At 69.7% G+C, this 13,985-nt stretch carries 1 protein-coding gene; it reads left to right on the forward strand.

Going from position 1 to position 13,985, the window contains the following annotated elements; translation table 11 throughout:
- Nucleotides 1-31 precede the first annotated feature (31 nt).
- Nucleotides 32-13,939 (forward strand): hypothetical protein, encoded by a 13,908-nt coding sequence (locus AB0C78_RS16565; RefSeq protein WP_360747988.1) that lies wholly within the window; start codon nucleotides 32-34, stop codon nucleotides 13,937-13,939.
- Nucleotides 13,940-13,985: the final 46 nt, after the last annotated feature.

Raw genomic sequence — 13,985 nt, forward strand, 5'->3', positions numbered from 1 at the left:
CGGGTGCATCCAATGCGGGAGGTTGGTGCGGGTGGCAACGCTGCGCGGCAGGGTACGCAAGGCCGTCCGGGGGGCGCTTCGTTCGGGGGAACGCCGGGCCGCCCATAGGACCACCGAAGCGCGCAGGGCGCAGGGCGCAGGTGACGCCGTCGCGCTGGCCTACGCCCGGCACCTGGACGCCGAACTCGCCCTGGCCACGCCGATCATGCGGCAGCCCTACCTCGATGACTGGTGGTCGCGCGCCAGTCCCGAAGAGATCGGCGCCGTCTGGGAGGCCACCGCGAGTTGGGCCGCCGTCGGGGAGGGCTTCGCCCAGGCCACCATGACGCACCTGCGGGAACAGCTCAGCCGCCGGTACGGCATCGACGTGCGAGACGTACAGCTGCAGGGCCGCGACGTGATCGCCCTCCTGGCCCGCGCCCGCGGCGCCAGCTCCCCGGCACCGGCCGCCGATGCCCGCACGGCCAGCTTCGTCATCCGCGACACCCTCACCGGGACGGTGGCCGCCCAGCGGCTCCAGGTCGTCCCGCCGCCGGGCATGAGCCGCGGTGAGTTCGCCGCCCGCCAACTCCTGGCCTTCGCCGACCGGCTGGACCAGCAAGCCGGGGAGCCCGCCGGCGGCCGCACCGGCCGGTTCGTGGTCGAGGCCTACGCAGGCGGGGACGTCACCGTCGAACCCGCCATGACCGTCAGCGGCGACCACGCCGTAGACGCCGTCCGCGGAGTGGAAGAGTTCCGGCAACAGGTTCTGAACGGGACCGTGCCAGCCGAGCCCGACGCGGTCTTGGACGCGCTGCTGGTGGAAGAGCAGCGGCTGTCCCAAGAACTCGCCGACCACATCACCGCTCTGGACTTCGCGACGGCCGAGGGCATCGTGATGCACGCCGACCGGGCCGCGGTCCTCGGCGAACGAATTGACGGCATCCGGCTGCGGATCCAGGCCGCCGAGGCGGACTTGCGCGGCGAGAACGGAACGCACGTCTTCCAGCAAGCATCCCTACGGGCCCGCTACGACGATGCCTGGTGGGCCGAGGCCACCCCAGCCGAGTCGGCCACCCTTTGGCGGTATGTCGCGGGCTGGAGCGAAGGCTCGGCCAAGCTGTGGATGACCGCGCATCTCCAAGACCAGATCCAGGCCCGTTTCGGCGTGGCCCTCGATCTGGACGCCGACCCTCGGGACGTGGCGGTGGCGCTCACCACCGCCGAAGGCGCCGCAGCCAGCTCCGAGCCAGTGCTCCAGCCCGCGGCGATGCCCAGCCCTGATGCCTTTCCCGCCCAGCCGAACGCCGCGCCTCCCATTTCACCGGCCGCATCTCCCAGCCAAGGACTCGACCAAGATGACGCATGGGGGGAGCCCGGGGACCTTTCGGGTACCCCGGCGCCGACGTCGAGGGAGGAGACACCCGACCCGGCGGAGACCGTCGGCGACACCACCGGCACCGAGAACCCTCGCGACACGTCCGCCCGCAGCGAGGCACCCACAGCCCCTGGCGACAGTGAGGACATCGGCACCGGCACATCCGTAATCGCAGCGCAGCCCGGCGGCGAACTCGATCAACCGAGCGCTGCTGCGCAACGTGATCCGGCCGAGGTGGCCCTGATCGAGCACGACTTCGCCGCGGGAATACCCGGCTGGGTCGCTACCAGGCCCGACCCCGGTCCGTTCGCCACCCAGCAAGATTTCTGGGATCAGGTTGAAGCCGTCCATCAGGCCTACATGGCCTGGGAGAGCACAAGTCCGCCCGCCGACGCCGGGGCGGCGATCGAGGATGCCGGCTGGCAGGCCCTCGCCGCCGCCAGCACCGGTGGACCAACCGCGGGACGGAGCGTCGCAGACAGGTTCGTGCGACTTGCCGGGATCAGCAACGAGATCGCCGCCGCCCTACCGGCCTCTGCCGGGACGCAGAAGCAGGCCCTGCGGCGACTCGCCGGACTCGCTCAGACGGTCGGTGAACGGCTAGAGACCACGATCGCTGCCCGAGGAGTCTTCGGCCCCTCACCAGAGGCCGAGATGCAGGCGCAGCAGCGACGTCGTGAACTCGCTGAGGACGCCCTCGCGCGAATGTCGGACGGCCAGTTCAGCGCAGAGCTGAGGAATACGACCTACACCGATCGGTCGGAGGCCGGCGAGGTCCTGCGCAGCACCTGGCTGACCGCGCTCGAAGAGGCAGCCGATCTGCCGCCCGCGCAGCGGAACGTCGATCCCGATGCCCGATTCCGGGTGGGGTCCCTGCACGGTGTGAACCTCTACGTCGGGTTCAACATCGAGGGCACCGGGGTCCTCGTTGGATTCGACGAACTGCCAACGGTCCCCCGTGCTCTGTTCACCGCCCCGCAACTTCGAGGTATGTCGGGTGAAGGGGTGACCGCTGAGCTGGAGGCAAGCCTCCGGCGGATCGATGCCGCCGCCTCTTCCGGCCTGACGGAACAGGTCGCCAACGAACGCGGAACCGCCCAAGAGGAGTACCCGGGCGAACAGACATTGCTTGAGGCGCCCGCGCCTGGGCCGGAGGTGGCTGCCGACGGCGCGCCGACGCCAGCGGAGGGCTCGTCGCCCGGTCCCCTCCCGCAGGACGGGGGCCCGCCCGTACCACCTGTAGGGAACCTGCAGCCTCCTGACCGGGGGCAGGATCACCCAGCGGTACCGAGTGCTTCAGCGGCGCCTGCGCCGCAGGCTCCGCAGGCGTCGGAGGAACCGCAGGCGGCCGATCTCGCGCCGAGCGAACTGCCGCCTCTGAACTCCACCAATCTGACCCTGGAACGCCTCACCGAGGCGCTACAGAGCTTGGACGCCGCGGACGTTGCCGCCACCTTGCCAGCGGTCTTCGCAGCGCTGAACGATCCGCCCCGAGAAGAGACGTGGTTCGCCGACGTCGACCGCGCCGTCGAAGCCTTCACCGCGTTCCAGACCGCCGCAGAGCAGCTCCTGCCGCAATTGCCGCCAGCCCAGGGGCGCGCTGGTGCGCGCTGGTGGCTGGTCACCCTGGAGGACGAACTGGGAGCGCTGGCACGCCGCAGCGGCTTCCCATATCTGGACCGGGAAGACCTCTACGACCGCCGCCGCTACGCCGCGATGAGCGACGAGGACCTGCGCGCGGAGCTCCGCCACGTCTCCGAAGACCACGACCGCTTCGACCTGCTGGCAGAGATGCTGGAGCGGCGAGGGTTCGATGAGTTCGGCGCCCCGGCTCCCGGCAGCGGTCACGGTCTCTCGGACGCCGTTCCGTTCGATCCCGCCATGGCTGGCGCGCTGGTGCGGGTGAATGGCCTGCATGGCGTTGTGACCGGGACGGTCGTCCAGCGCAGCGACAACCAGTGGCTGGTCGAGGGCGAGATCGAAGGCTCCGGTGGGCCGGCCCGTCCGGACCAAGTCTGGCTGGCGGATAACCGATACGGACCGGCGCAGGTCCAAGTCCTCCAAACCGCCGCCGAGCAGGAGCAGGCCGCGGCTGCAGCCGCCGACCGCACCGACGAGCGCAACCGAGATGAGCACGGCCAGGACGAGCACGGCCAAGGCGGAGCGGAGCCTCAACGGCCGCCGCTGGACGAGGCCGCCGCTGATGCGGCACTGCTCGCCGTGATCCTCTCCGCCGCCGAAGGACCCGGAAGCGCCTTCGACCGGCTCGGCGGTGACCTGCACGGCATCGACGAGTCCGAGATCCGTTGGAGGGACATCACCGCCGAGGAGGACTTGCGCGGCCCCTTTGTGGACGCCGTGACCGATCGCCGGGTAGGGCTCGCTGCTCCGGTGAACGACGAGAGCAACTTCGCGGTCGTGTTCAATGCCGTCTTTGAAGCGGCGATGGTCGACCGGCAGGACGATGAGGTTGCTCCTTTGTGCCGCCGGTACTTCGGTGAGGAGGCCTTCCGCCGGGGACTGAACCAGGCCGCCGGTCGGGCGGCGTGGAACCTGATCCGTGCGCACGCCAGCGCTGATGCGGCCGAACCCGCCCAACGCGCGGAGGCCGCGCAGCAGACCTCGCACGAGCGCCCCACCGAAGGGGAACAGGCGCCCTCGGACGCCGCCGAGGCCGCTCCCTCGGCGCTACTGCAAGAGCGTGACGGCTCCTCTCCGCCGGCCCCCGAAACGCCTCAGCAGGCAGACAGCGATCTGGGGCCCGACCCCTCTATCGCTCAGCCCGACTCCCTGGGAACCGCGCACCCCACGGAGCAGGATGCCGCCCCCGGAGATGCGCCGGAACCAGCGGACGGCGCCCTGTTCGACATCCCCGCCGGGCCGCCGCTTGCCGCGACTCCCGATGCCGTGGAGCCTGCCGAGCCGAAACGGCCGACGGTACGGATTCTGCCCGAGTTTGACGCCGACCTCGAAGCGCTGCAGGGCGAATGGCGCGCCCTCACCGACAGGCTGCCGTGGTGGTTCGGCATCGCCTACACGACCGCCGAACAGGTCGGCCAAAGCACGGACCTGGTCGCGCGGCATGCGGCGCTGCTCGCAGAGGTCCTCGCCGCGCACGACGCGGGTGACCGCAACGTCGGCGCCCTCCAGGCCGTTGCCGATCAGCTCGGTGCCGTCCCGGCCACGGAGGACTGGGCCCAACACGCGGCGGCGCTGGAAGGGCCCCTCAACCAGTTGGTCGAGGTGGTGCCGCCGGAACAGGACAGGTCCGGGTTCCAGCTGGAACGGCATGCCCGGTCTTTGCAGAGCATGCTCATCGCTCACCGTGATGCGCTGCTGGCACCGGCCCGGGGCCCCGCCGCGGATCTGACATCAACCGCGCAACCGCTCGACAACGTCTCGGACCTCTTGACCGCCCAGTACGCGCTGCACCATGCGTACTGGGATCTGCACGGGCTCGTGGGGGACTCGGACCTGCACGATGAGTTCCGCGCTGCCTACGACGATCTGGCTGAGACCGTCGATCTGGCCGCCACCGAGACCGACGGAGGGCCCGCCGGGTACATCAACCGCTACCGGCTCCTGGCCGACCAGGCAGCCCGCTTGGCCGACCTCACCGGATCCGAGCACGGCCAGGTCGCCGTCGCCGCCTACACCGTGTGGTCCCATGCCGTCAGGCATGAAGCCCAACTGCGCGCTGGTCTGCGCAGCGACGGCGCCCGGTTGCGGGAACTGCTGATCGAAGCCGACGACCCGGAAGCGGACAACGCGCTGGTCCCGCCGAGCCCGTCATCTGGTCCGGCAGCGGATCCGATCTGGATCGAGCACAACAGCCAGCGCACCGTCGTTCATGGCCGCATCACCGAGGGCGATGCTGTCCACGTTCTACTCAAAGACGGCGACTTCCTGCGCGTACCCTCGCGCGACCACTGGAAGGCCAACGAACGCTGGAGCCATGGCCGACGTGATGAACGCGTCCGCGCCCTGGCGCGCGGGCTCGCGCTGGCCGAGCGCCCCTTCCAACTCCACGAGCACGCCCCCAGCCAACCGGCTGACGCCGCACCCGAGCCCGCTCCTGCGTTCCGCCTGCCCGAGGGGGAGCCGTTCGGCAACTGGGCCGAGGCGCGGACGCACCTGCGACCGGTCGCCGACGCCATCAGCCGGCTGAACCGCAGCGCAGCCTGGCGGCGCATGATTTCCACCGCCGCGGACGCCCGGCCCGACGCCCAGGAACTCGCGGCGACCTTCCCCGTGGTGCGCACCGTCCGCAGCGCCGACGGTGACGAACTCCTGGACCGGCTCACCGCCCTGGCCCGGCACGCGCATCTCCTGCTGGAGAACCTGCACGCCGAGCGCCGCACCAACGCGCCCCTGCTGCTGCCGCAACTGGAGGACCTGGCCCGCGCCAGCGCCAACTTCACCGCCCGCACGCTGGCCACCGCCGCCACCGAGAACCGGTGGCCGATGGTCTTCAACGGCCGGGCACCCGAAATCGCCGTCTTCCCGGAACAAGCCGAACCCGGTGACGACCTCAGCGCCCCGGCGGCACCGGCGGCGCGTGCCGAGCACGACGCCGGTGTCGCCGACGCGGGCCAGGGCAGCCTGTTCGACTTGGACGGCCCCGCGGGCAGCGGCGCCGCACCCGCAGCAGACCCTGGTCCACCGGCGGCCGCCCCAGCCGGGAGCGCGTCCGAGCAAGAGCCCGGCGCGACGACCTTGGCTGAGACGCCCGGCGACGTTGCCGAGGCCGCGCCCCCGGCGCCTGCCACGGCCACCGGGAGCGTGCGCGGGCTGGACGGCTACCAGGCGACCGGCAGATACTCCCTGACCCTTCAGCGATACGATCCTGCCCCCCGAAACGGCGCCAGCCATTCACTCCACATCGTCAACCCGGCAGAGCCCGGCGGCTTCGACGGTCGGCTCGTCGAACTGTGGCAGGGCAGCCGAAAAGCGCTGATCACCAAGGCCGTCACCCACGGCTTCCTGCAACCCGCACCGGACGGTGCCGCACCCGACGGCGCCGGCGAGGACACCGCTGTCGTCGTGGACTCCCGCACCGGGCTTGAACGGGTCCCGGTGCCCGACGGCTTGACCGACGTAGGCGTGACCGAGGCAAGCGTCTCCGAGGCCGCGCCGACACCACGCTTCACCGATATCGAGCAGGCCCGCCAGCACCTTCGCGGCGGTGGAGACCCCCGCAGCCTCGAAGGGCGGGCACTTGTCGGCTCCGACCGCGACGCTCAGCAAGCGGCGCGTGATCTGGCCGAACGCACCGACCTAGAACTGAGCGAGGACGGATCGTTCCTGGTCGGACCAGCCGAACAACGCGACGGCGCTCCCTGGGCGGTCTGGCATGCCGCTACCGGTACCACGCTGGGGATCGGCCTGGACGATCGGCAGCACGCCCTGAACTGGGCATCGCGGATCGGCGCGCTGGCCGGGCCCGACGGTGCCCCGTTCGACTGGGACGCGCCTGGCTTGGCCGACCGCTTCGGCACGGTTAGACGCGAGCTCCGGCGTATGGACGCCGACCGTCGAGCCCTCCAGAGCAGCCAGGATGAACCGCTGCCGGAGGTCGGTGAACTCGCCGACCAGGGCATCGAAGCCACGCTGGTGCTGCTGCACCACTTCGGCGACACCACCGCCGGTTTCCTGGTCCGCGAATGCTTTGACCTGATCGAGAACGAGTTCCCCGACGCTCGTGACCCCGACGGGCTGTCCCATGCCGCGTCCGCCATCCACCATCTGGCCTCTGGCGGTCCCATCCGCGTCGACGGCCACCAGCTCTCCGGTGGCGATGTGGCGGCGCGGCTCCGCACCGAGAGGGATCCCGCCCTCAGACGACGGCTGGCCCGAGCCCTCGCGCGCCGCATTCCCGCGCAGCCGCCGATACGTGATCATCGCCGGGCCTCGTTCGAACGAGCCAGAACCACCCTCCGCGACGGCTTCGACTACGGGCAGGCCGCAGCCGATCTTGCCGATGTGTGGACGAGGGCGGACGCCGCATTGCGGCAGCTTCACCACGAAGTGGGGGAGGATCGGGCCGAAGAGCAGGCCTGGCTTCAAGAACTGCGCGAGAGCTACGGCCAGCAGGTCGCCGCCCTCGGCGCCCTACTGGAACGCTACGCCGCCGCCCACACCCAGGCCGAGCAGGAGACCGGCCTGCCTCCGGGCGAGACCACAGGAGTAGGCGCCGCTGCGGAAGCGAGCCCGCCGCCTGATCTGGGAGCGGCAGACGCCCATCACCAGCCTGCGCTCGACGCGCCGGCCGAGCCTGACCGTGAGCCTGCCGCCCCTGCGGCGGCGCACGAGGATCCAGCCGCCCCGGGGCGGAACGGGCGGGAAGCCAGCTCGGTCGGTGAAGAGAATCCCCCGCCCGCCTCGGACGCCACCATGGACGACGGTGCCGTCAACGGCCAGGACCCGGCGCCGGAGGCCCCGGGCGGTGGCGAGCACGGCGGTGGAATGCAGCAGCCGGGCCTCGTGGCCGGGCAAGATGACCAGCAGCAGGACGAGCAAGGACTGGGGCGAGCCGGTGAACAAGTACGGGATCAAGGCGAGACGGCACTGGGAGACGTTCCTGCCGAGTCAGCTGGAGCAGCTGAGCGATCCGGAGGAGTTCTTCCAGAACCTGGGGGAGACGGCCGAGATGGAGGTCGACGCCCTGGCGGACGCTCTGGCGGGGGAGGACCCTCCGGGGGAGACCTACAGCCAGAAGACGGCCCGGCTGGCGACAGCGCGGCAACTGGCCGAGAACCAGATCGCGCGGGACCTGCTGCTGGTGGATCCGGAGGACGAGGAGAAGATCGCCCAGCTGATGGGCTGAGCACCGACCGCTCCGACGGTACGGGCGGGCGTTCTGACAGCGCACCGGCTGGCACCGCCCCATCCTCTGGGGCCGGCCCCGAAGCCGAAGCTGAGCCCGATGCAGAGCCCAACGCCGACCGTGACGTCGACCGTGACGAAGGGGCGAGTCCCGCTGAGCCCGCAGGGCCGTCGGCGCCCCGGTTCGTGCCGGCCGGCCAGGACGACCTGGCGCCCTCGGGCCCGGTGGCGCGGATCCGCGCCAACCTTGCCGCCGTCGAACTGGTGCGCGTGCTGCAGAAGGAGCGGCGGCCAGCGACCGTCGAGGAACAGCAGGTTCTGGCGCGCTGGTCGGGGTGGGGCGCGGTTCCGGCCGTGTTCGACACCCGTGAGGTGGTCGATGGCAAGCCGGGTCCGGGCGTCAAGTACGCCTGGGCGCGAGAGCGGCTGCATGAGCTGCTGAGCGAGGACGAGTACGCCAGCGCTCGTCGCAACACCATCAATGCGCACTTCACCGATGCCGGGATGGTGCAGGCGATCTGGGCCGGGCTGGAGCAGCTCGGATTCTCCGGCGGGCTGGTGCTGGAGCCCGGATGCGGGAGCGGCAACTTCATCGGCCTGGCCCCCGCCGACACCACCATGGTCGGCGTGGAATGGGACCCCACCACCGCCGCGATCGCCGCGGCGCTGTACCCCGACGCCACCGTCCGCTCGGAGAGCTTCGCCACCACCCGGCTGCCCGAGGCCTCGTTCAACGCAGTGGTCGGCAACGTCCCCTTCGGCAAGCCCCGGCTGCGCGACACCCGGTACAACCCGGGACGCCGCATGCCGATCCACACGCACTTCGTCTCCAAGAGCGTGCGCCTGGTCGCCCCCGGCGGCCTGGTCGCTCTGATCACCTCGCGATACACCCTGGACGGCACCGATGGCCCGGCTCTGGAAGCGCGGCAGAAGATGGGAGCACTGGCCGATCTCGTCGGGGCCGTGCGGTTGCCCACCAGCGCCCACCAGCGGGCCGCCGGCACCGATGTGGTGACCGACCTGCTGGTGCTGCGGCGCCGTGAACCCGGCCGCGCCCCCAGCCAGGTGGCCTGGATGCAGGCGCCCGTCCAGCAGATCGAAGGCGACGACATCGCCATCAACGAGTACTTCGTCAACCACCCCGACATGGTTCTGGGGGAGTTGGGCGTCACCGGGCGCCGCCAAGGCGACCTGACCGTGCGTGGCGACCGTGACGCCGCCCCTGCATTGACGCAGGCGCTGCAGCAGATCATCGAGCATGCCCGTGACCATGATCTGCTCGCGGCTCCCACCACGGCGGTGGACCGCGACCAGGTGCTGGCGCCAGATCCGATCTCGCTGGACCAGCTGGAAGGATCGGGCGGGCGCCTGGCCTGGACCGAGGGATTCATCTCCCCGAGCGCCGACGGATTCACCCAGATGGTCGACGGGATCGCCGAACCCTACGAGCCGCGGATGTCGGCGGCCGAGGCCGAGGAACTGCGGGCCTTGTGCGGTCTGCGCGACACCACCCTGGAGTTGCTGGCCGCCGAGGAGCGCAACAACCAGCCGGAGATGGACCGGCTCCGCGCCCAGCTCAACGACCGCTACGACGCCTACGCCGCCCAGTACGGGCCCATCAACCGGGTCCACGTGACGCCGCGGCTCCTCAAGACCCCAGAAGGGGAGGCACTGCGGGCCGAACTGCTCGCCGCCGGGCACGCCCGCCTCGCCGGCGGCACCATCACGCTGACCGGGGATGCGGAGCAGACCCGCGCGCTCCGGGACCGCCTGACCGCCCGCGGGTTGGCCACCGTCGGCGACGACGGTCAGTTGAAGATGCGGCAGACCAAGGCCGCGCGCGCCGAACGCGACCGGCTGGTGGCCACCGGTCTCGCCCACGTCGAGGGCGGCAAGCTCGAGTTGACCGCCCAGGGCCGCGCGATCGCGATGGAGGCCGGGCCCGAGGCGGTCTCGCTGACCCGCCGACGGCCGCCCCAAGGCGGGTTCCGCACCGACCCGTTCGCGGTCCGCGTCCAAGGCCTGGAGCGCTACTCGATCCAGACCCAGAAGGCCGCCAAGACCGACATCTTCCGGGAACCGGTCATGCCGGCCCGGGTACCGCTCGACATCGCCGACAGCCCTGCCGACGCGCTGGCGATCTGCATGGACCAGCACGCCCAGGTGCGCCTGGACGTCATCGCCGACCTGCTGAGCCTGGACGATGAGCAGCAGGCCCGCGCGGAGCTGGGCGACCTGGTGTTCCACGACCCGGCCCTGGACCGGCTCGTCCCGGCGGCCGAGTACTTGTCGGGCGACGTCCGCCTCAAACTCAAGCAGGCCACCGAGGCGGCGGCCGACGACCCGGCCCTGCGGACCAACGTCGAGGCGCTCACCGCCGTCATCCCCGAGGACCTGGGGCCGGCTGAGATCGAAGTGCGGCTCGGCTCGGTCATCGTCGACCCCGAGCACGTCCAGCAGTTCCTTCGCGAGACCCTGGACAACCCCCGCATCAAGGTGTCCCTGTCGCCCTCCGGCGAATGGAAAGTCACCGGCAAGGCTACCGGCGTGCTGGCCAACTCCATCTGGGGCACCGAAGACGCCAACGCCACCTACCTGGCCAGCCGCCTGCTCAACCAGAAGGCCATCAAGATCCTCCGGGAGGTCGGCGAAGGCAAGAAGGTCGTCGACGCCGAGGCCACCGAGGCGGCCCAGGAGAAGGCACTAGAGCTCAACGAGCGGTTCGGCGAGTGGATCTGGGAAGACCTGGACCGCGGCGCGCTGATCGCCCGCCGCTACAACGACCGCTTCAACGCGATCGTCCTGCGCAGCTACGACGATGCGCAGCTGTCGCTGCCCGGCTTCAACCGCAACATCTCGCTGAAATGGTGGCAGAAGGCCGCGGTCGCCCGCATGATCAACGAACCGTCAGTATTGCTGGCTCACGAGATGGGCGCAGGCAAAACCCTGGAACAGATCATCGGGATGATGGAACTGCGCCGCCTCGGGCTGATCAACAAGCCGGTGATGTGCGTGAAGAACCACATTCTGGACCAAGTCCGAGACGAGTTCATGTGGGCCTACCCCTCCGCCCGGGTCCTGTGCGCCGACAGCAGCGAACTCACCGGCGAGGGAAAACGCCGGTTCCTCGCCCGGTGCATGCAGGAGAACCCCGACGCGGTCATCTTGACGCGCACCGCGTTCGAGAGCATCAACCTCAGCCCCGACGGAGTCCGCGACTACCTGGCTTTCGCCGAAGACTTCTTCAGCGCCCACCAAGATGAATCAGAAAGCGTCAAGGACGAAGAGAGCGTCCTGCTGAACTTCAAAGAGAAGATCGAAGCCTTCATCGAAGGAGACAAGGAGAAAGAAGACGACGAGGACGAAGACGAGGGTGACGGCAAGAAGAAAAAAAAGCGCAAGGGGATCGACAAGGACCCGGCACTCACCTGGGAGCATGCAGGGTTCGACTATGTGGTGATCGACGAGTCACAGGACTACAACAACCTGTGGACCCCATCCAATGTCGAAGGCATGGAGATCGACTTCGTTCGCCGGTGCGTCGACCTGGAAATGAAGCTGCACTCCACCCGCAAACGGTTCGGTGAACGCGTTACCACGTTCGCGACCGGCACCCCGATCACTAACCGCATCGTGCAGTACCACGTGCTGATGCGCTACCTGCGGCCCGACCGACTCAAAGATGCCGGGTTCTATTCCGCGGACTCCTGGCTGGCGACCTTCGCCGTGCAGAAGACCCGGCTGGAACTCAAGGGCGACAACAGTTGGGGGCCGGTCAGCCGCACCAGCGACCTCATCAACGTCGCCGACCTGCTGCTGGACATCCACCACTTCGGCGACTTCAAAACCGCCGACGACATCGACCTGCCGCGACCCGCGATCGTCGGCGGAAAACCAGAAGTTCGCGTGATCCCCGCCACCGGCGAACTCACCGACTACCAGAAAGTCCTAGCCGACCGGTACGCGGCAGCACGGAGAAACCGCGGCCGCAAGGGCGAGGACACCTGCGTCGCCGTCATCGGGGACGGATTCCGCGCCGGTCAAGACCTGCGGCTTCTTGACCCCAACCACGGCCCGCTCCCCGACATCCCTGACGACCCGCAAAAGGTCGACGCGCTCGCCGCCGACATCCTGGACGAATGGAAAAAGCACCGCGACGACGTTTACCTGGACGCCGACGGAAACCCCGACCCGGTACGCGGCAGCCTCCTGGTCGTGTTCTGCAACGAAGGCGTGCCCAGCGAGAGGTGGAACCTCTACGACGAGTTGCGCGACCTGCTCGTTAAGGGCGGGATGCCCCGGAAAAAGATCCGGTTCATCCACGAGACGGGCAGCGATTCCCGAAAGAAGCGGGAACTCACCGCCGACTGCAACGACGGCCATGTCTCCGTCCTCATCGGCTCGACCGAGAAGATGGGCGTGGGGACGAACTTCCAACGCCGCGTAGTCGGCATCTACAAGATGCACCCGCACTGGCGGCCCGACTACGACGATCAGGAAGACGCCCGCGGCCGACGCCCCGGCAACCAGAACAGCGAGATCTTCATTCGCAAGTTCATCACTGAAGGCTCCTACGACGTCATCCGCGCCCAACGGTGCGAGATGAAGGCCGCGTTCCTGGCCCACCTCAAGCACCGCGACCCCAACGTCCGCACGATCGAGGTCCCCGACGAGGACACCCTCGGCTACGCCGAAGTGGCCGCCCTGGGCGCCGGTGACATGCGGCTGATCGAGAAGGCCAAACTCGACCAGGAACTCAAGTCGCTGGTGCGCGGCCAGCGCGCCCACGCCCGCAAACAGAACGGCCTGAAGATGTCCATCCGGCAGGCCGAGCACGGCATCGCCAGCTCCCAGCAGGCCATCGTCGACATCGACCGCGCCATCGCGCAGCGGCAGCCCACCGCCGGGGACGCCTTCACCATGACCATCGCCGGGATCCGGCACACCAAACGCAACGACGCAGGCGCCCACCTGCGCAGCGTGCTGTCCAAAGCCATCGACGCCACCCAGCGCGGCGTGCCGCGCACGATCGAGATCGGCACGCTGGGCGGCTTCCCCATCGAGGCCAACCTGGACCGCGAACGGCGGCCCACCACCATCCTGCTGACTCTCAAGGGCGTGTACGGCGGCGAGATCGGGCTCAACCACAAGACGGTCCCCGGCGGCCACGGACTGATCACCAGGCTGGAGAACCGGCTGGCCAACCTCGAAACCGACCGGCAATGGCACGTGGACCGCATTCCCGCATGCCACCTGGAGATCGAGCGAGCGCAGCCCCTGCTCGGGGAACCGTACCCTCATCAAGATCGGATCAACGAGGTCCGTACCCGCCTCAACGAGCTCAAGCGCGAACTCACCACCGACAACACCAAGACCGACCCCGAGGCCGACGCCGAATCCACCGACCCGTCGCCCGACCCGTCGTCCAACAGGCCAGGCGAACCGGGCCCTGAGCCCGTAGGTACTGATCAGCAGAGCGCCACGGCGGCGACAACCGTCGGTGGCCACCCGGCTGAGTCTGCACCCCAGCCGCCCGCATCAAGTCCCGCCCCGGCTGCATCCGGCGATCAGGCAACCTCGGACACGCCAGCCGAATCCCCGGCCTTCGCGGCCGTGAGGGTCGCCAGCGCGGCGCAACCGCGCCGTCTGCCCGATCAACTCAAGACAGCCGCCAAGAAGGGCCAGCCCGGCACCGGACCGGACGCCGCGCCCAGCAGGCATGCCCCGGCCGTCCCGGAGCCGGAGAACCAGCGATGATCGTTCGAGTGGAACGGACCCGGCGGGCCGTGGTGGAGCCAGCGCG

This window comes from Actinomadura sp. NPDC048394 (assembly GCF_040651755.1).
Classification (GTDB): domain Bacteria; phylum Actinomycetota; class Actinomycetes; order Streptosporangiales; family Streptosporangiaceae; genus Spirillospora; species Spirillospora montaniterrae.